Consider the following 25,140-nt stretch of genomic DNA (forward strand, 5'->3'; position numbering starts at 1 on the left):
TCCGGCGCATGCCCATCGTATGTTCGATCGCGCCGCTTCGCTCCGAAACCGGGAGGTACCGCCCTTCGGAGCCTGCCACGTGTCGACCGGAGGAGCCGGGGCACCTGGACGGGGGGAGGCACGAATGATGAGTACGTTGACGCAAGGCAGCCGGGCCGGAAGAGGCCGGGCGCGCCCCGTGATCGAAGGCGCCGCCAGGGCGGGGCTCACGGCACGTGGTGTCATTTATGTGCTGGTCGGCCTGCTGGCCCTGCAGATCGCCTTCGGCGACGGCGGGGAGCAGGCGGACCAGGGGGGAGCGCTCCAGGAGGTCGCCGAGCAGCCGTTCGGCGCCGTCCTGCTCTGGATCCTGGGCGCCGGACTGGTCGGCATGGCGCTGTGGCGCCTGTCCGAGGTGGTCTTCGGCGCGGCGGGACCCGACGGCGGGACCTGGAAGAAGCGTGGCGCCTCGGCGGTACGGGCCGTCTTCTACGGCTTCGTCGCGTACTCGGCCCTGTCCTTCGCGGCGGGCGCGGGCGGCAGCGGTTCCAGCGACGGCAGGTCGCGTGACGTCACCGCCAAGGCTCTGGAGATGCCCGGCGGCCAGTGGATCGTGGGCATCGGCGGCGCCGCGGTGGCGGTCGCGGGCCTCGTGATCGGCGTGCAGGCCGCGCGGCGCAAGTTCCACAAGCACCTCCGGCTGGCTGAGATGTCGCGGCGGATGCGGCGGACCGTCGACTTCACCGGAGTGGCGGGCGGAGTGGCCCGGGGCCTGGTGTTCGCCGCGGCGGGCGCGTTCGCGGTCCGCGCGGCGGTCGACTTCGAACCGGACAAGGCCAAGGGCATGGACGACACGCTGCGCTCGTTCACGGAGACGCCGGCCGGGCCGTGGCTGCTGGTCGCCGTCGCGGTCGGACTGGTCCTCTTCGGGGTGTTCTCGTTCGGCATGGCCAGGTGGCGCAAGGTCTGACATGCACCGTCGGTGCCCCGGGTCCCCCGCGGACCCGGGGCACCGTTGTGCGCAAACCCGCGAGCCCGCGCACGCGGCGCCCGGTGGGTGCTGATCTGCGGGCGGGCCGACCCGGGGCGGTCGCCCGCGTGGTGTCCGGCTCCGTCCAGGTCGGTCCGGGCCGGTGGGCCGACGCGCCGCCGTCACGCGGCAGACACGCCTTGGTCCAGGAACGGTCCTACGGGCGCCCGTCGAACCGTACTCAGGAGGGGTACGGACGGTCGGGACGGGCGCCGGGCGCCTTGAGGACGCCGTCCCGGGCAGCGGAGACGGCCCGGGGAGCTGAGGCGCGGGGACCTGAGGCGCCGGGACCTGAGGCGGCCGTGCCCTGAGCCCCGGAGGCCGTCACCCGCCGGGAGATTGGAGGCGCGCCCGGATCGGGCCGTCACCAACCGGGAGGTTGGAGGCGCGCCCGGACCGCGAGTGGTTCCCCGCGCCCGGAGCGCGCGCGGGAAGTGGTCTCGGTGCCCGGCGCCGGCCGAACGGGCACGGGCCCGCCACCCCGCCGGAACGGGCCCGCACGCTCGCTGGTGTGCGGACCCGCAGGGGTGGCGGAGCCCGTGACCCCCGTGCGGACCGGTCAGGCCGTGTGGAGCCGCAGGCCGTACCGGTTGAGGATCTCGTTCACCGGCTGGTGCCAGGTCTGGCCGCCGCTGGAGCAGTTGCCCCAGCCGCCGGAGGTCACGCCCTGCGCCTGGTCGCCGCTGATGAAGGAGCCGCCGGAGTCGCCCGGCTCCGCGCAGACGCTGGTCTTCGTCATCTGGTGCACCGCGCCCTGGCTGTAGTTGACCGTCTCGTTCTTGGCGAGCACGGTGCCGCAGTGCCAGTGCGTCGTGGAGCCCGACCGGCAGATGGACGCGCCGACGGGCGCCTCGGCGGACCCGCGGACGAGCTGGTCCGAGACCGTTCCCCAGCCGAGTACGACCGGTACGGTCCACCAGCCGCTGCCGACGTTGACCCAGGCGTAGTCGTTGTCGGGGAACGAGGAGCCCTGGAAGTTGCCTATGTAGGACCGGTCCCAGCCGCTGACCCCGGCGCCCGCCCGGCCGCAGTGCCCGGCGGTCACGAACCCGCCGTGCACGGAGAAGCCGATGGAGCAGCGGACGTTGCCGGTGTAGAACGGGTCGCCGCCGACAGTGCCTGCCGCGAAGGTCTGCGGTGCCTCGACGGCCTCCTGGACCGTCACGGGACCTGCCGCTCGGGCCCGGGCGAGGAACGCGCGGACATCGTTGTCAGCCCGCTGGGCGCCGACGACGGAGACGACGACCGATCCGGCCTTCGCGTCGACGTGCCAGCTGCTGACGCCCTCGGGCGCGGACAGCTTGTCGATGCGGGCCTTGGCCGCGTCCAGGTGGCGGGCGCTGTACTTGGCCGTACGGACGGTCGCGCCGGTCGCGCGCACCGCGTCGAGGGTGCCGGGGGAGGCGGCCGCGGTGACGGCGACGGTCAGCGCGCCGCTGTCGGAGTCGAACCAGGAGCCTCCGTACGCGGCGCCCGCCGCACGCCGGGCCTTCGACTCGACGGCTGTCGCCCGCTTCTCCGCCGAGAGGCGCTCTTCGGCCTGGGCCCTTGTCAGGCCGAAGTCGCGTCGCATGGCGTCGAGGAGGGCGTCCGAGGCCGGGGCGTCGGAGGTACCGGTGGGTGCGGGGGCGCCGACGGCCGAGGCGGGTACGGCGACGGAGGTCGCCCAGGCGCCGAGGAGGAGGAGTGCGGACAGGCCGGTGCGCATGGCTGTAGTGCGTCTCAAGGGAGTGGCCCTTCGTTGTTCCAGGAAACGTGGGGGTGGAACAGCTGAACGGTGAGAGCGCTCTCAATGCCTGCCGAGCCTAGCGGCTGATCATGGTCAGGTACATACCAAAAACAGCGCCGTGTTGCGCGGGTTCCGGACGGGTCGGCGCGGGATGCCGTGGGCGCGGTCGGTTTCGGGGCGAAGGACCGTACGTCGAACGCGCCGCCGTGCGCGGACGGGCCGGCTCACACGCCGGGGACGATTCCCGGGTCCTGCTCGTAGGGGGTGACCACCACGGTGTCGGCGAGCGACTCCAGCCCCACGGTCGACTGCGCCTTGGCGATGCGGAGATGGAGAAGACCGGGGTGTGCTCCGAGCGAGGAGACGTCGAGGGTCTCCGCGCCGAGGTCGAGGGTGAGTGTTTCCAGGCGCGGGAAGGCGGCCAGCCAGTACCAGGTGACGGACTGCCCGGCCGGGAGCCACAGGTGGGTGACTCCGGCCGGGTGCAGGGACTGGATCAGCTGGTTGGTGTCGAACGCGGAGGACACCCGCACGTGGGAGCGGCCGCCCAACGGCGTGAAGGCGGCCAGTTCTGCCGGTGTCGTGACCTCGAAGTAGACGTCGCTCCCCAGCAGACCGGCGAGAACGCCTTCCGCGTAGGCGGCCGTGTCGAACCGGTGCCACGCGTTGCACAGGAGCTGCCGTACCCGCGGATCCGGGTGGCGGTTGTAGCGGCCCAGCAGGGCGATGGCGGCGTCCCCGCCGATGAGGATCGCCGTGTGGGCGGTCAGAAGGGCTTCCTCGTCCGACAGCCGGTCAGGCCCGGGGAGCAGTTCCAGGGCGACGGATCCGATGCCGACGAGGTCCCGCACCTCTCTTCGGCTGCGCGGCGGGATGAGGGCACCGGCCCGTTCGCTGATCATGTCCCGGACGCGGGGCTCCAGTTCGGTGGCGTGCTCGACGGCGGCGGTTGCCAGCAGGTGCAGTTGGTTCCTGCGGTACGTCGACGTCGAGCTGTCCCCGCGCCTGATCAGGTCCAGGAGCAGTTCGGCGCCCTCCCGGGGACGGGCGTGCGCCACCGCCATGCGTACGACGTCCTCCCACTGGGAGTCGACCGCGCGCAGGACCAGCAGGGCCATGTCGCCCTCCTCGACCGCGGCCTTCGCGCCCAGGTAGTCCTGGAAGGTGCGGTGGATGAAGTCGATGCTGCCCACCGCCGGCTCACGCAGCAGACCGCTGCGCAGCAGCAGGTGCTGGAAGATCGCCGCGGCGTCGCCCTGTTCGGCCGCGACCGGGACGCTGGGCAGGGTGTCGGCGATGATGCGCTCGGCGTGGCTGCGGTCCAGCTCGGACTTGCCGTTGAGGATGAACTTGTAGGCCAGGCGCTGCAGCAGCCGGATCTTGGGGTCCTCGGTGAGGTCGATCCCGTCCGGTGCGTCCATGTCCCGTTCGCGGTCGCGCCGGGCCAGCAGCATCGACAGCGCGGCCTCGTACAGTTCCTTGCGTCCCCGGGGCAGGTAGCCGTGCCGGTCGCAGTGCAGTGCGCAGATCAGTCCGCACATCAGGGGATTGGTGGCGAGACGTGCGAGGTCCTTCTTCGTGCGGACCGCCGTCACCAAGGACGCCTCGTAGCCGTCGAGAAGCTCCTGCTGCTCGGGAGTGCTCACGCTGCGGGCCGCGTTGTGCCATCGGTGAATGAACGAGGCGACGTCCTGCCGGCTCATCGGGGCCAGTGACAGTTCGCTGAACTTCTCGGCGGCCAGCCACTTGTCGCGTACGGCCGAGGGGCGTGAGGTCACCAGCCAGACATTGCCGGGGTACGTGACGAGAAGGTCCTGCAGCCACCGACGGGTGCGCTCACGCGTCTGCTTGGACACCTCGTCGATTCCGTCGATGAGCAGGAGACCGCGTCCCGAGGAGAGCACCCGGTCCACCCAACCGGCCGGTTGTGCCCCGGCCAGCGGACTCCGGGTGCGGTGCAGGAACTCGTCCGGGTTCGGCAGGTAGTCGTGCTGCCGGGTCAGAGTGCGCATCGGGAGGACGAACGGCACCCTTCCGATGAGCGCCGCCAGCGGGGCGTCGCTGTTGAGGAGGGACAGGTCCTGCTGTGCCGTGGTGACCGCCAGCCACTGCACCAGGGTCGTCTTGCCAGAACCCGCGACTCCGCGCAGCAGGACACGATCACGTCCGTTGAACGCGTACTCCGCCCGGATCATGGCGTGGTGCCTGTCCTGCCCGAGGTCCGCCTCAAGGCTCAAGTACGCGGTTCCGAGGGGCCATTGCTCGGGTGACCGGGTGAGGTCGATGCCGTAGATGGCGAGCATGCCGTGCTTCTGGGCGATGTGGGTGACGTACCGCTCCTCGAACAGGGTGTCCCTGGTGATCGGGGACGGATGCCGGGCCAGCAGCAGGTCGGTCTTCGCGATGGCTTCGGCGAGTTGGCCGCTGTGCTCGACCAGGGTGCGCGCCACGAAGGTCGAGCGCTGGGTGAAGAAGTGGAGGATGTGCAGGCAGGCGCTCAGCAGCAGCGCGTCGTGGAGGTGTGCCCCGTCGGCGGACAGGTCGCGTGTGCCGTCGCCGTCCGCGGCCTTGAGCGCCTTGGCCAGCGCCTGCGGTCCCAGGCGGACCGCCTGTACGTCGTCCATCTCCAGGTCGCCGAGGCGTGTCAGGGTGCGAGCCAGCGCCAGGGACACCGCCTCCTCCTCGGCCGGTTCGACCAGGCGTTCGCCGACGGGGGCCGACCCCACCGCGGTCCGCAGCAGTCCCGCGGTGAGTCTGCGCAGGTCAGCCTCCGTCAGCAGACGCTTCTCGCCCGTGAAGGACACCAGCGACGAGATCCTCACCGGCCGGCCGACCAGGCCCGCTCCCGGCCCTTCACGGACGAACAGCTTCTTCACGAGCGGGACCAGCGCGCCTGAGGCGATCCGCGCCGCGATCACTCCTGCATCCATGGTCCCCCCGGCAGCCGGACGCTCCTGTACCCGACTGATAACTGCCCACGCGACGTTGGTCCATCCGGCTCTCGGAGACACCGGGCGCGCAGGCCTGTCGGCGTGCCCCTCGCGCGAAGGGTGGCGCGGCGGTCCCGATCCGCCGCGCCACCGCTCGACGCCGCCGGCCGGTTGCCGTGCGCGTCCGGTCGGGGACGGGTCAGGACGCCGTGCAGGTGCCGAGCGTCGGAGCCGCGGAGCTGCCGTTCTTCGTCACGGTGAAGCCGAAGCTCGTGGACGCGCCGGCGGCGAGGTTCCCGTTGCCGTTGGGCCTCATGGTCATGACGTTGCCGCTGGAGTCCCAACTGGGCGTGCCGTTCCAGGTGGCGGAGATCTTCTGCGGGGAGGTCATCGTCACGGTCGTCGTCCAGCCGCTGACGGCCGCGCTGCCCGCGGTCACCGTCACCCGGCCGTTGTAGCCGGTGTTCCAGTCGTCCGTGCGGGTGTACGACACCGTGCAGGTCGCGCCACCTCCGCCGCCCCCGCCCGAGCCGCCGAGCGCGGTGAGGACGGCCGTGTACGCGGGCTTCTTGGCGTAGTTGCCGTCGAAGAGCAGGGGGGTGCCGCCGGACCGCCACGAGTACTTGTCGGTGACGCCCCAGACGGTGATGCCGGTGCAGCGCGAGACGTCGAGGCACGCGTTGACCACGGTGGTGTAACTGGCCGCCTGCGAGCTGCCGGAGCCCTCGATGTCCAGTTCGGTGATCTGTACGTCCACGCCGAGGTCCGCGAAGCGCTGGAGGTTGGCCCGGTAGTCGCCGGGCACGGGCGAGGCGCTGTTGAAGTGGGACTGGAAGCCCACGCAGTCGATGGGCACACCGCGCGCCTTGAAGTCCTTGACCATGGCGTAGACGGCGTTGCTCTTCGCGTTGGCCCCGTCGGTGTTGTAGTCGTTGTAGCAGAGCTTCGCCGCCGGGTCGGCGGCGCGGGCCGTGCGGAACGCCTCCTCGATGAAGCCGTTGCCGAGCTTGTCCTGGAACGGCGAACTGCGGCGGGCGCCGCTGCCGCCGTCCTGGAAGGCCTCGTTGACGACGTCCCAGGAGTGGATCTTCCCCTTGTAGTGCAGCATCACCTGCGTGATGTGGTTGTTCATGGCGGCCCTGAGGTCCGAGGCGCCCAACCCGCTTACCCAGCCAGGCAGTTGGGAGTGCCAGACGAGCGTGTGCCCGCGGACCTTCATGCCCTTGCCCTGCGCGTGGCCGACGATCTGGTCGGCGGCCCCGAAGGTGAAGGAGTTGCGGGTGCTCTCGACCGCGTCCCACTTCATCTCGTTCTCCGGCGTGGCCGAGTTGAACTCGGTGTCCAGGGTCGTGGCGTACGCGGCCTCGCCGAGGTGGTTGGCCGCCACCGCGGCGCCGAAGTAGCGGCCCTTCTCGGCGGCCGCCGCGCCGAGTGTGCCCGCGGCCCGGGCGGTTCCCGCCAGCGTGGTCACGCCGGCCGCGGCGAGCAGGCCCGCCATACCGAGCAGCAGGGCTCTTCGGGCTCGGGACGGGCGGGGCGGGGGAGTGCTCCGCTGAACTGTGGAGGTACGGGTGGCCATGTCGTCCCCTTCTGTCGAAGCGAAAGTTTCGAGCATGTTTCCGAATGGCAGCGCAGACCTTACGGTCGGCCTTCCGGAGCGTCAACGGGCGCCACCACGGGGATTTCTGGATGGCCGAAGTTGGTCGTTCCGGCGTGCCGGCGGGTCGCCACGCCTTGCTGCATGCCACCTCTTTGCCTACATTCCCCAAAACGATCGCCAAGAGCTACGAATGTTTCGAAGTGGAGGTTCCGACACACCCCGACGCCCGGCCGAGGACCTGACCGGTTCCTCATATGTGTCGGTCATGGTCGATGCATGATCACACCCAAGTCCGCCACGGCGTGCCGTCCGGCCGCCGTCCTGGTCGCCTCGATCCTGCTCACCGGCTGCACGGCCGGACCGGCGGTGACGACGGATTCCCAACCCGGACCCGTCGCGGCGCGAGCCGCCACCGGAGCGCCACCGCGCCCCGCACCCAGTGCCTCCCCGGACGCGGCACCCCGCGAGCTGCCCGGTCTGGGGCCCGGAACACGGGCCGAGATCCCGCAGAACACCCGTCAGGCCCTCGTGGTCACCGGCCGCGGCAGGAACTCGCCGCTGTCCTCCGCGGTGCTGTACGAGCGCACGGCGTCGGGCTGGCGGGCCGGCGCCGAATGGCCCGCCCACAACGCCCTGAAGGGCTGGACACGGCACCACCGGGCGGGCGACCTGCGCTCCCCGATCGGCGTCCACACACTCACGGACGCCGGCGGACTGCGCCCCGACCCGGGCACCCGCCTCCCGTACGACCGCTCGGACGGCTTCTCGATCAGCGGCACGGGCTTCGAGGGCGAGTCGCTGGCCGGCTCGTTCGACTACGTCGTCGCCATCGACTACAACCGCGATCCGGGCAACACCCCGCTGGACTGGACCCGACCCCTCGGGGCATCCCGCGGCGGTGGGATCTGGCTGCACGTCGACCACGGCGGCCCCACCCAGGGCTGCGTCAGCCTCCGCGAGGACCACATGAAGGCCCTCCTGCGCGCGCTGGATCCGGACCTCGACCCCGTCGTCGTCATGGGGGACGCGGCCGCGCTCGAACGCTGAACCGGACCGGGGGACCCGCCCCCGCGCTCTCCTACCAGCGAGGTGTCAGGAATCCGTCAGGACGTGGGAAGCCCCTCACCCGCGACCGGACCGCACCCGGGGCACCTAGCATCGGCCGCGTGTGCGCACATGTGATGGTTGCCGAGGACGACGAGAAGCAGGCCGAGCTGATCCGCCGCTCACTGCTGGGCGAGGGACACACCGCCACCGTGGTCCACGACGGCGGAGCCGCGCTCGCGGCGGTCCGGGAGCGGCGCCCCGACCTCGTGGTCCTGGACCTGATGCTCCCGGTGGTCGACGGCTTCGAGGTGTGCCGGGCACTCCGCCGGGACGGCGACATCCCCGTCCTGATGCTCACCGCCCGGTCCACGGAGGAGGACGTGCTGCTCGGCCTCGAACTCGGCGCCGACGACTACATGACCAAGCCGTACAGCCCGCGCGAGCTGATGGCCCGCATCCGTACGGTCCTGCGCCGCAGCGGGCGTCCGGCCGACGGCACGCGCGGCGACCCGCTCGTCCGCGCGGCCGGGATCACCCTGGACCCGGTACGCCACACCGTGGTGTGCGACGGCGCCGCCGTGGACTGCACCCCGGCCGAGTACGAGATCCTGCTCGCCATGGCCGCCGAGCCGGAACGGGTCTTCACCCGGCAGCAGTTGCTCCGGTGCACCCGGGGCATCGACCGCGCCTCGACCGAACGGGCCGTGGACGTGCACATCATGAACCTGCGCAGGAAGATCGAGAGCGATCCGCGCAGACCGGTGAGGCTGGTGACCGTCTTCGGCGTCGGCTACAAGTTCAGCGGGGACCGAGGGTGAAGCACGCGATCCCCCTGCGCAGACGGCTCCTGGTCCGCCTGCTGTTCACCTCCGTGCTGATCGCCGTGTGCTCCGTCGCCGCGACGGCCTGGCTCGCCGTCGAGACCACCACGCGGGCGATCCGCGAGGAGCAGGGACAGGTGCTGGCCGACGACACGGACATCCTGAGGCGGCTCAGCGGATACGCGGCCACCCACCCCGACTGGTCCGGCGTCCAGGAGACCGTGCGCTCCCTGTCCCGGAGCACGGGCCGACGCATCGCCCTGACCGCGCCCGACCGCACGCCCGTCGCCGACTCCGCCCCGCCCGGCACGGACCTGCCGCCCCGCGCCGCCGCCGCCGTCGACCCGCTGCGCACCGACACGTTCACCGAGCCGGGGGCGCAGCTCAGCGGCATCGACCCGCGGGCGGTCGGCCCGTACGAGCTGCCGCCCGCGGAGCGCGACCGGGTGCGCCTGCTGGCCGAGAAGCGCCGGGGCTGCTTCGCCGCCAACGGCGTCGGGACGACCATCACCCGCCTGCCCAGCGGCCGTTCGATCCTCGTCGACGAGAACGGCACCGTCGACGGGGGCGAGGTGCCGACGCCCTGCGCCGACGGCGTCCTCAACACCCTGACGGCCACCGAGGAGAAGGCACTCGACGAACTGACGGCGCTCGCCCGGGAATGCGCGGACCTGGGGCAGCTGAAGCTCTACGGGCCGCTGGGTGTGGGGCTCGATCTCACGCGCCCTCCGCCGCGCACCCGGTACCTCGACCCCGAGGACCGGGCCGACGGGCGAACGGCGGACCGTGTCGCCGAGGAGGCCCGGGAGTGCGTCGACGGTGCCCGCCGGAAGCAGTTGGACCCGTACGTCGCCCCCGCCGCCGAACTGTTCCTGGGCGGCGGCGACAGCCCGCTCCCCACCTTCGACATGTCGGCCGCCAACAAGGCGAAGGTCTTCGGCGTCACCGGGCTCGTCCTCGCGCTCACGGTGGCCGTGACCGCGGTGCTCGCCACCCGGCTCGTACGGCCGCTGCGCGCGCTGACCCACGCAGCCCAGCAGCCGCCGGACCTGCACACCCGTGTCCCCGTGACGACCCAGGACGAGACGGGCATCCTGGCGGTCGCCTTCAACGAACTGACGGAGCGCCGCGAACGATTGGAGGCGCAGCGCAAGGCGATGGTGGCCGACATCGCCCACGAGCTGCGCACCCCCCTGACCAACATCCGGGGCTGGCTGGAGGTGACCCGTGACGGACTCGTCGAACCCGACCCCGAGCTGCTCGCGTCGCTGCACGAGGAGGCCGTCGTGCTCCAGCGCGTCATCGACGACCTCCAGGACCTCGCGGCCGCCGACGCGGGCACGCTGGCGCTCCACCCCGAACCGGTGCGCGCGGGCGACCTGTTGGACCAGGTCGTCGCGGCGCACCGCGTCGCGGCCGAGGCGGCGGGCGTCCGCCTGAGCACGCGGGTCGACGGCTCCCCGTGGCTCGACGCGGACCCGGTCCGCATGCGGCAGGCCCTCGGCAACCTGGTGTCCAACGCGCTACGCCACACCCCCGGAGGTGGGACGGTCACGCTGTCCGCCCGGCACCACGACGGGCACGTCCTCTTCGACGTGGCCGACACCGGCCGGGGCATCGCCGCGGAGGACCTGCCCAGTGTGTTCGACCGGTTCTGGCGCGCGGAGAAGTCCCGCAACCGGCGCACCGGGGGCAGCGGTCTCGGCCTGTCTATCGTGCGTCAGCTGGTCACGGCCCACGGCGGGACCGTGTCGGCCGCCAGCGAGGTCGGCACGGGATCGGTCTTCACCCTGCGGCTGCCCGCTTCCGCCCCCGGCGACGACCGCGGCGGCACGCGCCCCCTCCCGCCGGGCGGCGAGGGGGCGCGTGACGCGTGACGCGTGACGCCGGCCCGGTCAGCCCTCGTTCCGCCGGGAGCCGGCCGGCGACCGGACCTCGTCGGACCCGCTCGCGGCTCCGCGTGCCGTCACGAGTACGAGCAGGGCGGTCAGCGCCGACAGGGCGGCCAGGGCGGCTGCGGCACCGGCGAGCCAGGGCGGGGCGAGGGTGAGGCCGAGCGCTCGGCTCAGCCCCGCCGAGCCGAGCCGCGCCTCCAGCAGCCGGCCTGCCGCGGGTGCCGCCGACACCACGACACCCAGGACCAGAAGCACGAAGGACAGCCGGGCGGCGCGGCCCGTACGGAGGAGCGCCACGCCCAGCAGCAGGCACAGCACGGCCGTGCCGATCGCCAGGCCGTAGGCGGCGACCGGGGCGCCGTCCCGTCCGGACGGGAACTGGGCCACCCCGCACGCCACGAGCGCCAACGCCGCGACCTGCCGCGACCGTTCGGGCAGGAGGCCGGCCCCGGCGGCCCGCGTGCGAACCGGCGCTCCCGGCACGGAACCCGGGTCCACGCCGTTCGCGCCTGCGGTCATGGCGCCAGTGGTGCCTCGGGTGTCCTCCGACCGTCCGGTGCCCCCGGACCCGTCGGCCTGCGACCCGTCCGCGGGCCGGTTCGCCCGGTCGTCGGCCGTCGACTCCTCGGCCGCCTGCTGTTCGGTCATGCGGCCGATCAGCCGCGCGAGATCCTCGACGGGGCGGGTGGTGGCGGCCGCCCGTACGGCGGCCTCCCCGCAGTGCGGCTCCACGGAGGGCTGGTGGAGCAGCGCCATGAGCCGGGTGACGTCCTCGACGGTCCGGCCGCCGGCCGCCGCCCGGATCGCCTCGTCCGCGCTGTCCGCGTTCCGCGGCGGCCTGGTCAGCAGCGTCACGAGCCGTGTCACGTCCTCCACCGACCGGTCGGTGCCGACGGCCCGCAGCGCGTCGACCGTGGCGCGTGCGTACCGGGGTGAGCGCTCCAGCGCCTCGATGAGCTGGACGACCTCGTCGAGCGGCCGGTCCGCGACGGCGGCGTGCACCAGTCCGTCGATGGGGTCCTCGTACCTGTCCGCGGAGCGATCGACTCCCGGTCGGGGTGCCGCCGGTGGCGACGGGGGCGGGTCGATCACGCTCTCGGGGGATATGCCAGGTCTGTCGGACGCGAACGGCGGATGGGTTGTCATACTGAACTCCATACGAAGGGTGCTGCCGCGGTCCTGGGCCGGGGGTACGGCACACAGGACGCGGTCTGAGTCCTTTCTAGGCGCCTTCGACGGAGCCCGCACGCGGGGCGGGGCACTCGTGTGACGGGACGGGCGCGGCAGCGGGCAGCGGTCGTCGCGCCCACCGGAGGACATCCGCCCTGCGGCGCGCGCTCGCCGACGGCATCCTCAACTCGCCCCGCCGGGAGACGGGTTGACCCCGATGCGGCTCAACTGTCCGGCCCGTGCGCGCCGGGTGTCACGATCTCGTCCAGCACGGTGCGTACCGCCTCGTAGGCGCGGGCCCGCACCTCGGCCTCCCGGCAGCCCTCCGGATCGGAGGCCCGGAGATCGACGCTCCGTGTCTTCCAGGCCTGCTCCTCCCGCCTCGCCACCGACAGGGCTCGCTGGATGCGGCGCAGGATCTCATCGGACGCAACGACATCGCTCATGCGGTACGGGTACCCAGCGCGGCGCGTTCCGACGAGTCGCGCGCCGCATGAGTCGGAAGCCGAACTCCGGGCACCCGCACTCATGACAGGGACGCGGCGGACGAGAGGCGGGGACGTGGGCACACTGACGCGATGGGAACGAGCGGTGGAGCGTTTCGAGGACGCGCTGTTCGCGCACCTGAGGGGAAAGGGGCCGGTCGAACTCGTCGACGCGCTGCACGGGGAGTGCGACAGCAACGTCGTGCTGTGCAGCGAACGCCGCGTGGTCGTTCCGAACGCGTACGACATCGAACTGTCCGAGACCGTCCACGACGAACTCGCCCGGCGCGGCAGCCGGGTGGGACAGGTACTCACCGACAGCCTGGCACGGCACGGCGCGCGCAAGGGGTACGAGTGGGCCGGGCCCCTCGTGGTCCGGGTGACGAAGTCCACCGCCGCACTGCCCAACGGCCGCTACCGCGTCGCGAGTTGCGTCATGCGCCATGTGCGCGCCGACGCCTTCCAGGTCTCCACGGGCTGACAACGGTCGGCCCTTCCGGGCGCCCGCGTCCGGCCCACGCGGGGTGCGGTCGGTGCGGCAGGCCATCGGCGGCGGGGCGCGCGGGTGCCGGGCGGCGCCGCGTCCCGCAGGCAGGCGGGCGGGCGCGGCGCGTGGGCGCCGTCACACGTGACAGAGTCGGTGAACAAGCGCTTAGATAGTTGTTCTCACGCTGTCGCGCCGAGCCGGAGGCCCCGTTGCTGTTCACATCCGTCGACGACGTCTCCGCCCGCCTCGCCGAGACCGGCTACCTCGCCTCCCCGGCCGTCGCCACCACCGTGTTCCTGGCCGACCGCCTCGGCAAACCCCTGCTGGTCGAGGGCCCCGCGGGGGTCGGCAAGACGGAACTCGCCAAGGCCGTCGCGCAGGTCGCCGACGCCCGACTGGTCCGCCTCCAGTGCTACGAGGGCGTCGACGAGTCACGGGCCCTGTACGAGTGGAACCACGCCAAACAGCTGCTGCGCATCAGCGCGGGCCGCGACGAGACGTGGGACGAGGCCCGCACGGACATCTTCAGCGAGGAGTTCCTGCTCGCCAGGCCGCTGCTGACCGCGATCCGCGGCGACGAACCCACCGTCCTGCTCGTCGACGAGACCGACAAGGCGGACGTCGAGGTCGAGGGCCTGCTGCTCGAAGTGCTCAGCGACTTCCAGGTCACCGTCCCCGAACTCGGCACGATCAGCGCCACCCGCCGCCCCTTCGTGGTGCTCACGTCGAACGCGAGCCGCGAGCTGTCCGAGGCGCTGCGCCGCCGCTGCCTCTTCCTCCACATCGGCTTCCCCGACGAGGAGTTGGAGCGCCGGATCGTCCGGCTGAAGGTACCCGGCCTCGACGAGGCGCTCACCACGTCCGTGGTACGGGTCGTCGGCGCGCTGCGCGAGATGGACCTGCGCAAGGTGCCGTCCGTCGCCGAGACCATCGACTGGGCGCGCACGCTGCTCGCGCTGGGCGCCGACACCCTCGACGAGAACGTCGTACGCGACAGCCTCGGCGTGATCCTCAAGCACCAGGACGACATCCTCAAGGCCGCGGCCAAGCTGGACCTGGAAGCCCTGTGAGCGCTCCGGCACCTGTCACCGGGGTCGCCGACCGGCTGACCGGCCTGGTCGGCGCGCTGCGCTCGCACGGCGTACGCATCGGGACCGGCGAGACCGTGGACGCCGCCGAGGCACTGGAGGCACTCGGCCTCGCCGACCGCGAACTGCTGCGGGAGGGACTGGCCGCCACCCTGCTGCACAGCACCGGACAGCGACGGGTCTTCGACCCGGTCTTCGACGTGTACTTCCCGCGCCGGGTCGGAGCGCCGGGCACCGGGGCGCCGGCGGACCGCGACGACCTGCGGAACCGGCTCGCGGAGGCGCTCGCCGCCGACGACCGGGCGGCGCTGGACCGGCTGGCCGCCGAGGCGGTGGACGGCTTCGGCGGGTACGGCGCCTCGCCCGGCTCGGACGGCTGGTCGTCGTACCAGACCCTCGACCGGATCCGCCCGCAGACGCTGCTGGCCCGCGTACGCGACACGGTCCGGAACCGGGGCGGCGCGACGGGGTTCACCGACCGTCTGCTGGAGGACGAGATCCGGCGGCGCATCGAGGACTTCCGGCGCCGGGTCGCCACCGAGGCCAGGCGCCGGGTCGCCGAACGGCGCGGTCGCGACGAGATCGCCCGCCGCGCCGTCGCGCCCACCGCCGACCGGGTCGACTTCCTGTTCGCCGGACGCGACCGGCTCGCCGAGCTGCGCCGGGCCGTGCAGCCGCTCGCGCGCAAGCTGGCCACCCGGCTGGCGGCCCGCCGCCGCCGTGCCTCACGCGGCAGCATCGACCTGCGCAGGACCCTGCGCGGATCGCTGTCGACCGGCGGCGTACCGATGCGCCCGGTGCTGCGCCGCCGCCGGCCCGTACGGCCGGAACTGGTGCTCCTGTGCGACGTGTCGGGGTCGGTGTCCGGCTTCTCCGACTTCACGATGCTGCTGGTGCAGGCCCTGCACGAGCAGTTCAGCAAGGTCAGGGTGTTCGCCTTCGTCAACCGGATCGACGAGGTGACCGGACTGCTGGTGCCCGGAGCGGCCGACCCGGACGGGCTGGGCGCGCGTATCCGGGCGGAGGCGACCCTCACGGGCTGGCACGGGAGCAGCGACTACGGTGTCGCCTTCGGCGAGTTCGCCGAGCGGTACACCGACGCGGTGGGCTCCCGTACGACCGTGTTCGTCCTCGGCGACGCCCGCACCAACATGAGCGACCCGAACCTGCCGGCGGTCCGCGGTGTCCGCGAACGCGCCCGCCGCGTCTACTGGTTGAACCCCGAACCGCGCTCGCAGTGGGGCACGGGCGACTCGGCCGCCCCCGAATACGCGGAAGTCGTCGAGATGCACGAGTGCCGCAACGTCCACCAGCTCAGCACGCTGATCGCCCGGCTGCTCCCGATCTGACCCGCCCGCAGGGTCCCGCGTCAGCCCGCCGCGGGCCGCGGGGTGCTGTCCTCGGCCAGGGTGTGGGCGACCAGGGCGTTGGCGTGGCCGTGCCCGATGCCGTGCTCGGACTTGAGCCAGGACACGAGCTCCATGTGCCGGGTCAGGGGCGAGGACCGGATCAGGCTCTTCCACTCGGCGACGGGCCGGCCGTACTTCTTCTCGATCGAGGGGAAGTAGCTCGCGGGGCCCTTCACGGTCTCACTCATGTCCGCATCCTGTTCCGTCGTTCCGGTCCTGCTCGTGTCGCTGTGTTGGACCGGCGGGACCACCCGACATCATCGGTGTACGGATGTGACCCCGGTCACGTTCTCCACGGTCCTCGGCGCGCGCGGCGGGCGACGGCTGGACGGCGTGACAGCGGGGTCCTGAGACGAGGGAGTCACTTCCATGGCCGTACAACCCGAGGGAACGCCGTGCTGGGCCGACGCGATGTTCAGCGATGTCGAGGGTGCGAAGAGCTTCTACGGGGACGTGCTCGGCTGGACGTTCAGCGAGGCGTCGTCGGAGTTCGGGAACTACACGCAGGCCCTCGTGAACGGCAAGGCCGTGGCCGCGGTGGTGCCGCCGATGCCCGGCGCCGAGGGGCAGTCGGCCTGGTGTCTGTACTTCGCGTCCCCGGACGCCGCCGCCACCGCCCGCAAGATCCGCGACAAGGGCGGTGAGGTCCTGATGGAGCCGATGGCCGTCGGCGACTTCGGCACCATGCTCCTGGCCCGCGAGCCCAGCGGCGCCGTCTTCGGCGTGTGGCAGGCGGGCGTCCACGAGGGCTTCGAGCTGACGGCCGAACCCGGCGCGTACTGCTGGGCCGAGCTGTTCACCAGGGAGCCGGACCGGTCGGACCCCTTCCTGACGGGCGTCTTCCCCTACACCGCGCAGCAACTGCTCGACGACGAGATGGACTTCAGGCTGTTCAACGTCGGCGACGAGACCGTGCTCGGCCGGATGCTGATGACGGACGAGTTCCCGCCCGAGGTGCCGTCGTACGTCAACGTCTACTTCACGGTCGAGGACTGCGACGCGGCGGTGGCGAAGGCGACCGAACGCGGTGCGATCCTCCGCTTCGGCCCCATGAGCAGCCCCTTCGGCCGCTTCGCCGCACTCACCGACCCGCAGGGCGCGTCCTTCTCGGTGATCGACATCACCACCACCGAGGGCGACATGCCGAAGCTGTCCGACGTCACCTGAGGGACGGTCCCCGGACGCGGTGCCCGGGGACGCCGGACTCCGGACGGTCAGGGCTTGCGGCCGACGCCGCAGTAGGCGTCGACCACCGAACCGGCGGAGTCCGGACGCCACTGGGTGACCTGGACGACGCCGGGTTCGACCGGATCGAGCCCGTCGAAGAAGGCGGCGATCTCGGCCACTTCCCGTACGTGGTACGGGACGGCCCCACTGGCGTTGTACGCCTTCGAAGCGGCGATCATGCCCTCGCTGGTGGCGGTGCTGTCACTGATCACCAGGTAGCTGCCGGACGGCAGGCCTGACATGAGACGGCCGACGAGGTCCAGGGCACGGCCGTGGTCTGCCACGTGCCCGAGCGTGTTGAGGATCATCAGGGCCACGGGCCGCGACAGGTCCAGTGTCCGGGCCGCCGCCTCCAGGATCGCCTCGGGCTCGTACAGATCGGCGTCGATGTACGCCGTGTCGCCCTCCGGCGTGCTGGTCAGCAGCGCCCTGGCGTGGGCGAGCACCAGGGGGTCGTTGTCGACGTACACGACGCGGGCGTCCGGCGCCGTGCGCTGGGCCACCTCGTGGGTGTTGTCCGCGGTCGGCAGGCCGGTGCCGATGTCCAGGAACTGCCGTACGCCCTCCTCGCCCGCCAGGTGCCGCACCGCCCGCCCCAGGAACTGCCGGCTCGTGCGCGCCACGTCGACCAGGCCGGGGAAGATCGTCTTGATGTGGTCCCCGATCTCGCGGTCCACCTCGTAGTGGTCCTTGCCACCCACGAAGTAGTTCCAGAAGCGGGCGGAGTGCGGCTTCTCCGTGTCGATCCGGGCCCGTATCCCGGCGGCGACGAGCTGCGGTTCCTGGTCTGTCACGAGAGCGCCTCCTGCGGATCGCGGTCCGGCCGTGGACCGTCAACCTAACCGAACGGCCGGGCCGCGCGACGCGTCCTTCGAGGTCAACAGGGCCGCCAGGGTCGGGTTTTGGCCACCCGGGGGCAGCCGCGCGGTGTCCGCCTGCCGGGCGCGCGGCGGGCCCGGCGGCCGATCGGGCACGGTGGCCGACGGCTCAACGGGGTCGGTCACCGGCATTCGCGGCGGGTGCGGGCCGTCCCAGGGCCGGCCCGAGCCGGGTCGCGATGTCGGTCAGGATCTGCACGTAGTCGTCGTGCTCGAAGGTGAAGGGCAGCGCGAAGGCGACCTCGTCGATCTCCCGGAACGCGGCCTGGGAGTAAAGGCGTTCGGCGATCTCGTTCGACGTGCCGACCAGGTCCGGCGCGAACATCAGCCGCGCGGGTCCCTGCGGCTCGGCGGTGCGCGGCCTCCGCTGCCGCGCGTACGCCTCGTACTTGGCGCGCTGGTCGGCGGTGGCGCTGTCCGTGGGGATCACGACGAGGCCCTGGGAGACCCGGGCCCGTGCGCCGTCGGGGTGGTGGGCGCGGAAGGCCCGAACGTGCGAGAGCTGGATCTCGGCGAAGTCCTCCGACTCCTCGGCCTTCACGACGCTGCTGGTCAGGAAGTTCATCCCGTGCTCGCCGGCCCAGCGGGCAGAACGCAGGCTTCCGCCGCCGTACCACATGCGGCCTCCCAGACCGGGGGAGTGCGGCTGCACCCGGTCCGAGAAGACCTCGAAGCCCTCGGTGCCGCTGAACGCGGTGGCCGGCTCGCCGCGTACGAGGTCCAGCAGCCGGGCCACGCGGTCGTGGCCGAAGTCCTCCGCGTCCGCCGTGTCCGGATACAGCGCGTGCTTGACCTGCTCGTAGTGCATCGGCGGGCCGACGCTGACGCCGGGGTTCAGCCGGCCGCCGGACAGGATGTCGACCGTCGCCAGGTCCTCGGCCAGCCGAAGGGGGTTCTCCCAGCCCAGCGGGATGACCGCGGTGCCCAGCTCGATGCGGCTGGTGCGCTGGGAGGCCGCCGCGAGGACGGCCACGGGGGAGGAGATCCCGTACTGGAGGTGGCGGTGGCGCACCCACGCGCTGTCGAAGCCGAGCCGTTCGCCCAGCTCGATGATCTCCAGCGTGGACTCGTGCCCGGAGCGCGGGTCCGCCCCGTCGAACAGCCCGATGGTCAGGAAGCCCAGCTTCCGCAACGGTTCCGAGGGCAGTGGCACGAGGCTCCTCCATCGTCCGGGCGGGGTCCGCCGACGCCGGGAACGGTCCCGGGCGCGGTCGGCGGAACACCGGCACTGATCGTTCCGGCGGATTCTCGCAGGAGACCCGGGCCCCCGCGCCCGCGGGTACCGCTCAGTCGACGATGTGCCGGAGGTAGGCCCGGGGATCGGCGAGGTAGCGGCGCCAGTGGTCGACCAGGGCGAGGTCCTGCCACGCCACCCGGCGCATCCCGTGGTCGCCGACCTCGACGATGTCCGCACCGGGCAGCGCGGTCAGCAGCGGAGAGTGCGTCGCACAGATCACCTGGCCGCCCTGCTTCACCAACTGGTCGATGTGGCCCAGCAGTTCAAGACAGGACGAGAACGAGAGCGCGGCCTCCGGCTCGTCCAGTACGTACAGGCCCGGCTGCAGGAACTTCCCGCGGAACGCCGCGAGGAAGCCCTCGCCGTGACTGACCGAGTCCGGCGCGAACCCCTCCCGGTCCAGCGCGTCCATGGCGGTCTCCGCCCGCAGGAAGAACCCCTTCCGGGCGGACCAGCTGCCGAGCATCCGGCGTCCGCCGGCCGCCGCGTCGAAGCGGATCCGCTCGCCGAGGACGGACTTCGACCGGTGGCTCGCGTAGCGCCAGTCGTGCGACCCGCCCCACGAGTCCAGTCCGAAGCCCTCCGCGAGCGCCTCGACCAGGGTGGACTTGCCCGAGCCGTTCTCCCCCACGACGAAGGTCACCGGAGCGGTGAACCGCAGACCGTCGGCCAGCAGTCCCCGTACACAGGGCACGGACCAGGGCCAGGCGCCGGCGTCGTACGAAGCGGTGTGGGCGTACGCGCGTTCGATGATCACGCGTCGAGTCTTCCACAGGGCGTGCCGGGGGAGCGGCGGAGCGGGAGCCGTGTCCCCACGGCGTCAGGAGCGGGAGTCGCGCTCCTCGGCCTTGGCGCGCTCTGCCTGCTTCTCCTTGATGCGGACCGTCTCCTTGCGGACCTCGGCCTGGGTGGCGCGCTCCTTGCGCAGCCAGTCGGGCTGGTCCTCCTTCAGTGCCTCGATCTGCTCGGTGGTGAGGGCGTCGGTCACTCCGCCGCGGGCCAGCCCCGCGATGGACACGCCGAGCTTCGCGGCGACCACCGGGCGGGGGTGCGGGCCGGTGCGCCGCAGCTCCTGCAGCCACTCCGGCGGGTCGGTCTGGAGCGCGTTCAGCTCGGAGCGCGAGACGACACCCTCCTGGAACTCTGCGGGGGTGGCCTCGAGGTACACACCCAGCTTCTTCGCCGCGGTCGCGGGCTTCATCGTCTGAGTGTTCTGGTGCGACGTCATACCGTCCAGGGTATCGAGCATGTGAACCACCTCCGACCACGACCGGTAACCTGGCCAGGTGACAGGCTCGGAAGATTCCCCCTCGTTCCGGCTCGCGTACGTCCCGGGAGTGACGCCCAGCAAGTGGGTGCGGATCTGGAACGAGCGGCTGCCCGACGTTCCGCTGACGCTCCTCCCGGTGGCCCCGGACGAGGCGTTCGGCGTCCTGCGGTCCGGTGGCGCCGACGCGGCCTTCGTGCGGCTCCCGGTCGACGACGCCGATCTGAGCGCGATCCCGCTCTACACCGAGACCAGCGTCGTCGTGGCCCCGAAGGACCATGTCGTGGCGGCCGTGGACGAGGTCACGGCCGAGGACCTGGCCGACGAGATCGTGCTGCACCCCCTCGACGACGCGCTCCACTGGGAGCGCCTGCCGGGCCGGCCGGCCGTCGAGCGCCCCGCCACGACGGCCGACGCGATCGAGCTGGTGGCGGCGGGTGTGGGTGTCCTGATCGTTCCGCAGTCGCTCGCCCGGCTGCACCACCGCAAGGACCTCACGTACCGCCCGGTGACCGACGCCCCCGAGTCGAGGGTCGCCCTGTGCTGGCCCGAGGACAGGACGACCGACCGGGTCGAGGACTTCATCGGGATCGTCCGGGGGCGGACCGTCAACAGCTCGCGGGGCCGCTCCGCGTCGCAGTCCGAGGGCGCGGCGCAGTCCGACGCGAAGGGCAGGCGCCCCGAGAAGGCCCCGGCGCGGCGCAAGCCGGCCGCGGGCACGGGCCGGGCCACCGGCAGGAACCCGCGCGCGGCCGGTGCCCCCAAGGGGGCCAAGGGCGCGAAGCGCGGCAAGCCCCGCCGCCGCTCGTAGCCCCGCCGCGAAGGCGGCGCCTGGACAGCGCCGGGCGCCGGCACGGTTGCCCGCGCGCGCCCCGGGGCGGCGACGGACACCGGCTTGCGGCCCGGTGCAGGCCCGAACTGTTTGCGCCTCGGTGTGGCCCGGCCCGCTCGCGCCCCGGCGTCGTTCCAGCCTCCCTGTGCCCCGGCGTCGGCTTGATCCGTTCGTGCCGGGCGTCGGTACGGGCGCCCCTGCGCGCCGGTGCCGCTGTGACGCCCGCTCGTGCCTGACGCCGACACGGACACCCGTTCCGTGCTCGGCCGGCCACGGTTCCGGCCCGCCCGCCGCCGGGGCGCCCGCGCTACGGCTCAGGTCTCGCGGGGGCGCGCTTTCCGGGTCCGGGCGTGTGGAAGTGCCCCAGGGGTGCGGCCGCGTCCCGCGGCGGCACCCTGGCGTGCTGCCCGCGCTCGCTGGGGCGGGCCGCGTTCACTACAGTTCGGGGCGGTCAGGGCGCCAGGAACGTGGGGGAGGGCATGAACGGACCGCTGCTGTTCCTCGACGTGGACGGGCCCCTCAACCCCTACGCCGCCGGACCGGAGGCGTGCTCCGAGGGCTGGATCACCCTCGCGGTGCCGCGGGAGGCCACGGCGGCCGACGGACGGGGCGGCCGCTCGGCCGGGCGGCTGCCCTCGCGCATCCGGCTCAGCCCCGAGCACGGCCGACGTCTGCTCGGGCTCGGCTTCGAACTGTGCTGGGCCACCTCGTGGATGGACGACGCCAACCGGTGGATCGCTCCGGCGCTCGGCCTTCCCCGACTGCCCTTCGTGGACTTCGGCCCCGCCCTGTTCCAGGACCGCCCCGACGGCGTGCACTGGAAGACCGGCCCCCTGGTGGACCACGCCGACGGGCGCCCCTTCGTCTGGGTGGACGACGAGCAGAGTTCGCCGGACCAGGCTTACGTGACCGCCCGCCACCGCGGTCCGGCCCTGCTGCACCACGTCAATCCGCGCATCGGTCTGCGCGAGGACGACTTCCGTGCGCTCGTCGACTTCGCCGGGGACCTCGGGGACCCGGACGCGCAGCGCGTCCCCGGCTGAGCGCCCGGGCGGTGCGGCGGGCGCGGCGGAGCGTGGCCCCGGTGGACCCGTCTCAGCGCACCGCGGCCACCTCGTAGCCGGCGTCCTCGATGGCCGCCGCGACGCGGTTCTCGTCCACGGCCCCGCCCGTCACGGTGACCGTTCCGGCCACGATGTCGACCGCCACCGCCTCGACCCCGGTGAGCCGCCGCACCTCGCGCTCGACGGCTGCGGCACAGCGGACACAGATCAGGCCGATGACGTGGTATCGCTGCTCCGTCATGATGCGCGGACTCTCCTCGGGGTGTGCGGGCGCGGGGCGCCGGGTGGCTGCACGACGGCATACGCGGCCGGGGGCCGCGGTGTTCACCGGACGTACACATGGACGGGGGCCAGAGGACACCGGCGACGCGCCCCCGCCCCGGGTGCACCGGCGGAATCCCGCCGGACGGGCGGACCGAGTCCTTCCGGGACGTGGGCCGGAGCGAACCGCCTTTCCGGCAGGACCTCTTGACGGCCCGATGGTCCAGTCCTACCGTCACTCGGGAGTTCAAAGAGATAGTCATAGTTCACTCATGTGAACCAGTGCGATGTGGGCGACGACCTTCTCGCCGCCCCAGTGATCTCCCGCTGACCCCCCACACTCAAGGAGCGGACATGCTCACGCGCTTTCGCGCGCTCGCCGTGACCGGTGCGGTGTGCGCCTCCTTCGCCGCCACCCTGCCCGCCGCCCCCGGAGCCGCCGCCGAAGTGGAGCCCGGCGGCTGGACATCCGTGTCGCCGACCTTCACCGTGCAGGAGCGGGGCTGCGGCCAGGTCGACGACCTGACCTTCCGGCTGACCTGCTCCACGGCCGGCGGCGACCAGCGGGCCGAGCGACGGTACGCCACCTACACCGGAGGTACCCGGCAGTTCGAGGGCTACGTCCGGGTCAGCAGCCTCAGCGGCACCCGCGTCAGCCTCAAGCAGACCTTCAACGAGTCCGCCGCAGGGCCCTACTTCATGCTGGCGGTCGAACGGGGCGGGCGGCTGTACGCGGTGCACGGCGGCGACACGCTCTCGAACGCGGCCACGGTCGGCGCCACGGTACGGGTCAACACCGTCCACCAGGTCGGCAGTTCGCACCGCACCTACATCAACGGCTCGTTGCAGCACACCTATGCGAGCCCCGGTGGCAGCTTCTACGACAAGTTCGGCGCCTACCGCACCAACAGCGGCAACGGCCCCGCCACCGTGGTCTGGAGCAACGTCCGCTTCTGGCGCAAGTAGCCGCGAGCGGATGAGCCCTCTCACGCGCTCCGCCGCACCGACGGCGCTGGCCGCCCTCGTCCTCGCGCTGTCGGCCTGCTCGGGCCCGCCCCCGGCGGAGGACCCCCGGCCCAACCGGAGCCCAGCCGCCACCGACGCCCGTGCCCGTCCCCACGCGGGCACGGCCCCGGTGCTGCGGGCCGAGTTGGCCTCACCCACCGACATCGACCTGAGCTGGCGGGACGTCGATGGCGCGGAGGGGACGGAGGCGTCGGGTCACGTCCTGGAGTTCGCGACGGACGCCGCGGGGCCCTACACGGTCCTGCGGTATCTGCCGAGGGGCGTGACGGGCCACCGGCACCCCGACCTGATGCCCCGCACCACCTTCCACTACCGGCTGCGCGCCTTCCGGGGGCCCGCCTCAGGACCGGTGGACGTCGCCCTCCCGCCCGGCGCACCCGGGGCGCAGGACGAGAGCGACGAGAGCGACGAGACCGACGAGAACACAGACCACGGCTGGCTGCCCCCGCGCACGGACCCGGCCCGCACGGTCCGCGGTCGACCCCTGGGGCCCACCGGCGGGGGAGCCCCCACGGATCTGAAGGCCGCGGTGAAGCACGCCAACGGGATCCTGTTCCGCTGGACCGACAACTCCTCCGACGAGGAAGGCTTCCTGCTGGAGGTCCGGACCCGGGACGCCTCCGGATACGTACCCGTGGCGGTCCTCGACCGGGACGTGAACGCGGTCGGCCTGATCACGCTGCCCAGCGAGAAGCGGGCCTCGTACCGCGTCAGGGCCTTCACCTACGGCGCGCGCTCGAACGTGGTCCGACGGACCACGGGCCTGCCGACCGGGGGCTGACCGTCCGGCTTCCCCGGCCGTCCCGACGGGCCGCGCCGGCCGCCCGTGAAGTACGGACACATCTGACACGGGACGGATCCGGATGGTAGAAGCAGGCATGACCAACTGCACCACCAGCAACCCCGCCGGCCCCTCCTCCCCGGCGCGCGGCCGATGACCGCGGGCATCGACACCCCCGACCGCAGAGGCCGTACGGGTCTGCACCGGACCGGACTCGACCTGACGGGCAATCCCCGGGTGAAGGTCCGCGACGTGACCCTGCTGTCCTGCCACTGGTACGTGGAGCGCACCACGACCTTCGACTTCAGGAACGCCGACGGAACCTGGAGCACGCAGGAGCGCGAGACGCACGACCGCGGCAACGGCGCCACCATCCTGCTGTACGACACGGACCGTGGGACCGTCCTGCTGACCAGGCAGTTCCGCTACCCCGTCTATGTGAACGGACACCCGGACGGAATGCTCGTCGAGACGCCCGGCGGACTGCTCGACGAGGACGACGAGCACCCGGAGGTCGCGGTGCGCCGGGAGGTCGTCGAGGAGACGGGACACACCGTCGGCGAGGTCGAGCGGGTCTTCGAGGTCTACATGAGCCCGGGCTCGGTCACCGAACGCGTGACGTTCTACGCGGCCTCGTACGGCCCGGCCACCCGGACCCACGAGGGCGGGGGACTGGACGAGGAGGGCGAGGACATCGAGACCGTCGAACTGCCCTTCCGCAGGGCCCTGGAGATGATCCGCAGCGGCGAGATCGCCGACGCCAAGACCATCATGCTGCTCCAGTGGGCGGCACTGGAGGGCCCGTTCAGCGGAACCGGGACGAGCGCGGGACCAGGGCGCCGCCACCCGGAACCCTCGTGACGGCCGGGTCCGCCACCTGAACGGCGGGCCCGGACC

General features: G+C 72.6%; 24 protein-coding genes. 13 read left to right on the forward strand and 11 right to left on the reverse strand.

From position 1 onward, the window contains the following. The first annotated feature begins 127 nt into the window (after positions 1-127). A complete protein-coding gene (locus IE265_RS12705) occupies positions 128-949 on the forward strand; it encodes a DUF1206 domain-containing protein (RefSeq protein WP_190035703.1) in 822 nt (273 codons plus the stop codon). A gap of 619 nt (positions 950-1,568) precedes the next feature. On the opposite strand, the gene IE265_RS12710 is transcribed toward IE265_RS12705, so the two are convergent. The 3 genes from IE265_RS12710 to IE265_RS12720 all read right to left on the reverse strand — a co-directional run bounded on the left by IE265_RS12710 (position 1,569) and on the right by IE265_RS12720 (position 7,247). Next, positions 1,569-2,717, reverse strand: coding sequence for a S1 family peptidase (locus IE265_RS12710; RefSeq protein ID WP_190035704.1), 1,149 nt, complete (start codon positions 2,715-2,717; stop codon positions 1,569-1,571). A gap of 245 nt (positions 2,718-2,962) precedes the next feature. Beyond that, complete coding sequence (locus IE265_RS12715) at positions 2,963-5,668, reverse strand: NACHT domain-containing protein (protein WP_190035581.1); 2,706 nt, start codon at positions 5,666-5,668, stop codon at positions 2,963-2,965. A gap of 199 nt (positions 5,669-5,867) precedes the next feature. Next, the gene (locus IE265_RS12720) at positions 5,868-7,247 is read right to left on the reverse strand and encodes a glycoside hydrolase family 10 protein (RefSeq protein ID WP_190035582.1); all 1,380 of its coding nucleotides are present in this window, start codon (positions 7,245-7,247) and stop codon (positions 5,868-5,870) included. A 297-nt stretch (positions 7,248-7,544) separates the two neighbouring features. On the opposite strand from IE265_RS12720, the gene IE265_RS12725 reads away from it, so the two are divergent. The 3 genes from IE265_RS12725 to IE265_RS12735 all read left to right on the forward strand — a co-directional run bounded on the left by IE265_RS12725 (position 7,545) and on the right by IE265_RS12735 (position 11,013). Then, on the forward strand, positions 7,545-8,315 hold the full coding sequence (locus IE265_RS12725) for a L,D-transpeptidase family protein (protein ID WP_190035583.1): 771 nt from the start codon (positions 7,545-7,547) through the stop codon (positions 8,313-8,315). A 119-nt stretch (positions 8,316-8,434) separates the two neighbouring features. Then, entirely contained in the window at positions 8,435-9,133 is a 699-nt protein-coding gene (locus tag IE265_RS12730) for a response regulator (RefSeq protein ID WP_308434785.1), read from the forward strand. Beyond that, complete coding sequence (locus IE265_RS12735) at positions 9,130-11,013, forward strand: sensor histidine kinase (protein ID WP_190035584.1); 1,884 nt, start codon at positions 9,130-9,132, stop codon at positions 11,011-11,013. The genes IE265_RS12730 and IE265_RS12735 overlap by 4 nt, the downstream gene beginning before the upstream one ends. An 18-nt stretch (positions 11,014-11,031) precedes the next feature. On the opposite strand, the gene IE265_RS12740 is transcribed toward IE265_RS12735, so the two are convergent. Both IE265_RS12740 and IE265_RS12745 read right to left on the reverse strand, forming a co-directional pair. Beyond that, positions 11,032-12,177, reverse strand: a complete 1,146-nt coding sequence (locus IE265_RS12740) for a hypothetical protein (protein ID WP_190035585.1) — start codon at positions 12,175-12,177, stop codon at positions 11,032-11,034. Positions 12,178-12,425: 248 nt separating this feature from the next. Further along, entirely contained in the window at positions 12,426-12,647 is a 222-nt protein-coding gene (locus tag IE265_RS12745; protein WP_190035586.1) for a hypothetical protein, read from the reverse strand. A gap of 115 nt (positions 12,648-12,762) precedes the next feature. Here IE265_RS12745 and IE265_RS12750 point away from each other — a divergent pair, with 115 nt between their 5' ends. The 3 genes from IE265_RS12750 to IE265_RS12760 all read left to right on the forward strand — a co-directional run bounded on the left by IE265_RS12750 (position 12,763) and on the right by IE265_RS12760 (position 15,610). Continuing rightward, positions 12,763-13,167: a DUF3662 domain-containing protein gene (locus tag IE265_RS12750; RefSeq protein WP_190035587.1), complete on the forward strand. Its 405-nt coding sequence runs from the start codon at positions 12,763-12,765 to the stop codon at positions 13,165-13,167. A 218-nt stretch (positions 13,168-13,385) separates the two neighbouring features. Beyond that, complete coding sequence (locus IE265_RS12755) at positions 13,386-14,243, forward strand: AAA family ATPase (protein ID WP_190035706.1); 858 nt, start codon at positions 13,386-13,388, stop codon at positions 14,241-14,243. Beyond that, positions 14,240-15,610, forward strand: coding sequence for a vWA domain-containing protein (locus IE265_RS12760; RefSeq protein ID WP_190035588.1), 1,371 nt, complete (start codon positions 14,240-14,242; stop codon positions 15,608-15,610). Before IE265_RS12755 ends, IE265_RS12760 begins: the two co-directional genes overlap by 4 nt. A 20-nt stretch (positions 15,611-15,630) precedes the next feature. Here the strand turns inward: IE265_RS12760 and IE265_RS12765 are convergent, their stop codons facing one another. Further along, complete coding sequence (locus IE265_RS12765; protein ID WP_190035589.1) at positions 15,631-15,858, reverse strand: DUF4287 domain-containing protein; 228 nt, start codon at positions 15,856-15,858, stop codon at positions 15,631-15,633. 181 nt (positions 15,859-16,039) lie between these two features. Here IE265_RS12765 and IE265_RS12770 point away from each other — a divergent pair, with 181 nt between their 5' ends. After that, positions 16,040-16,837, forward strand: coding sequence for a VOC family protein (locus IE265_RS12770; protein ID WP_190035590.1), 798 nt, complete (start codon positions 16,040-16,042; stop codon positions 16,835-16,837). A gap of 47 nt (positions 16,838-16,884) precedes the next feature. Here IE265_RS12770 and IE265_RS12775 read toward each other — a convergent pair whose 3' ends face one another. The 4 genes from IE265_RS12775 to IE265_RS12790 form a co-directional block, all read right to left on the reverse strand. After that, positions 16,885-17,691 (reverse strand): SAM-dependent methyltransferase, encoded by an 807-nt coding sequence (locus IE265_RS12775; protein WP_190035591.1) that lies wholly within the window; start codon positions 17,689-17,691, stop codon positions 16,885-16,887. Between the two features lie 193 nt (positions 17,692-17,884). Then, complete coding sequence (locus tag IE265_RS12780) at positions 17,885-18,928, reverse strand: LLM class flavin-dependent oxidoreductase (protein ID WP_190035592.1); 1,044 nt, start codon at positions 18,926-18,928, stop codon at positions 17,885-17,887. A gap of 133 nt (positions 18,929-19,061) precedes the next feature. Then, positions 19,062-19,769 carry an AAA family ATPase gene (locus IE265_RS12785; RefSeq protein WP_190035593.1) on the reverse strand — a complete coding sequence of 236 codons (708 nt, stop codon included), beginning with the start codon at positions 19,767-19,769 and terminating at the stop codon, positions 19,062-19,064. Between the two features lie 63 nt (positions 19,770-19,832). Next, complete coding sequence (locus IE265_RS12790; RefSeq protein ID WP_190035594.1) at positions 19,833-20,240, reverse strand: DUF5997 family protein; 408 nt, start codon at positions 20,238-20,240, stop codon at positions 19,833-19,835. A gap of 58 nt (positions 20,241-20,298) precedes the next feature. Here IE265_RS12790 and IE265_RS12795 point away from each other — a divergent pair, with 58 nt between their 5' ends. After that, complete coding sequence (locus tag IE265_RS12795; RefSeq protein WP_190035595.1) at positions 20,299-21,090, forward strand: LysR family transcriptional regulator substrate-binding protein; 792 nt, start codon at positions 20,299-20,301, stop codon at positions 21,088-21,090. 500 nt (positions 21,091-21,590) lie between these two features. Further along, complete coding sequence (locus IE265_RS12800) at positions 21,591-22,154, forward strand: HAD domain-containing protein (RefSeq protein ID WP_190035596.1); 564 nt, start codon at positions 21,591-21,593, stop codon at positions 22,152-22,154. Between the two features lie 52 nt (positions 22,155-22,206). Here the strand turns inward: IE265_RS12800 and IE265_RS12805 are convergent, their stop codons facing one another. Beyond that, entirely contained in the window at positions 22,207-22,416 is a 210-nt protein-coding gene (locus IE265_RS12805; protein WP_190035597.1) for a heavy-metal-associated domain-containing protein, read from the reverse strand. Positions 22,417-22,790: 374 nt separating this feature from the next. Here IE265_RS12805 and IE265_RS12810 point away from each other — a divergent pair, with 374 nt between their 5' ends. The 3 genes from IE265_RS12810 to IE265_RS12820 all read left to right on the forward strand — a co-directional run bounded on the left by IE265_RS12810 (position 22,791) and on the right by IE265_RS12820 (position 25,104). Next, positions 22,791-23,402: a hypothetical protein gene (locus IE265_RS12810; RefSeq protein WP_229916150.1), complete on the forward strand. Its 612-nt coding sequence runs from the start codon at positions 22,791-22,793 to the stop codon at positions 23,400-23,402. A gap of 10 nt (positions 23,403-23,412) precedes the next feature. After that, positions 23,413-24,243 carry a fibronectin type III domain-containing protein gene (locus tag IE265_RS12815; RefSeq protein WP_190035598.1) on the forward strand — a complete coding sequence of 277 codons (831 nt, stop codon included), beginning with the start codon at positions 23,413-23,415 and terminating at the stop codon, positions 24,241-24,243. A gap of 153 nt (positions 24,244-24,396) precedes the next feature. Continuing rightward, positions 24,397-25,104, forward strand: coding sequence for an NUDIX domain-containing protein (locus IE265_RS12820; RefSeq protein ID WP_190035599.1), 708 nt, complete (start codon positions 24,397-24,399; stop codon positions 25,102-25,104). Positions 25,105-25,140 lie beyond the last annotated feature (36 nt).

The sequence above is a fragment of the Streptomyces fructofermentans genome (assembly GCF_014651055.1).
Classification (GTDB): Bacteria; Actinomycetota; Actinomycetes; order Streptomycetales; family Streptomycetaceae; genus Streptomyces; species Streptomyces fructofermentans.

Excerpts from the sequence above, each read along its gene's own strand:
- IE265_RS12765 (WP_190035589.1), bottom strand. The coding sequence starts at position 15,858 with ATGAGTGAGACCGTGAAGGGCCCCGCGAGCTACTTCCCCTCGATCGAG.
- IE265_RS12805 (WP_190035597.1), bottom strand. The coding sequence starts at position 22,416 with ATGACGGAGCAGCGATACCACGTCATCGGCCTGATCTGTGTCCGCTGT.
- IE265_RS12770 (WP_190035590.1), top strand. The coding sequence starts at position 16,040 with ATGGCCGTACAACCCGAGGGAACGCCGTGCTGGGCCGACGCGATGTTC.
- IE265_RS12745 (WP_190035586.1), bottom strand. The coding sequence starts at position 12,647 with ATGAGCGATGTCGTTGCGTCCGATGAGATCCTGCGCCGCATCCAGCGA.
- IE265_RS12740 (WP_190035585.1), bottom strand. The coding sequence starts at position 12,177 with ATGACAACCCATCCGCCGTTCGCGTCCGACAGACCTGGCATATCCCCC.
- IE265_RS12725 (WP_190035583.1), top strand. The coding sequence starts at position 7,545 with ATGATCACACCCAAGTCCGCCACGGCGTGCCGTCCGGCCGCCGTCCTG.
- IE265_RS12710 (WP_190035704.1), bottom strand. The coding sequence starts at position 2,717 with ATGCGCACCGGCCTGTCCGCACTCCTCCTCCTCGGCGCCTGGGCGACC.
- IE265_RS12820 (WP_190035599.1), top strand. The coding sequence starts at position 24,397 with ATGACCGCGGGCATCGACACCCCCGACCGCAGAGGCCGTACGGGTCTG.
- IE265_RS12790 (WP_190035594.1), bottom strand. The coding sequence starts at position 20,240 with ATGACGTCGCACCAGAACACTCAGACGATGAAGCCCGCGACCGCGGCG.
- IE265_RS12815 (WP_190035598.1), top strand. The coding sequence starts at position 23,413 with ATGAGCCCTCTCACGCGCTCCGCCGCACCGACGGCGCTGGCCGCCCTC.
- IE265_RS12720 (WP_190035582.1), bottom strand. The coding sequence starts at position 7,247 with ATGGCCACCCGTACCTCCACAGTTCAGCGGAGCACTCCCCCGCCCCGC.
- IE265_RS12715 (WP_190035581.1), bottom strand. The coding sequence starts at position 5,668 with ATGGATGCAGGAGTGATCGCGGCGCGGATCGCCTCAGGCGCGCTGGTC.
- IE265_RS12800 (WP_190035596.1), top strand. The coding sequence starts at position 21,591 with ATGAACGGACCGCTGCTGTTCCTCGACGTGGACGGGCCCCTCAACCCC.
- IE265_RS12705 (WP_190035703.1), top strand. The coding sequence starts at position 128 with ATGAGTACGTTGACGCAAGGCAGCCGGGCCGGAAGAGGCCGGGCGCGC.
- IE265_RS12810 (WP_229916150.1), top strand. The coding sequence starts at position 22,791 with ATGCTCACGCGCTTTCGCGCGCTCGCCGTGACCGGTGCGGTGTGCGCC.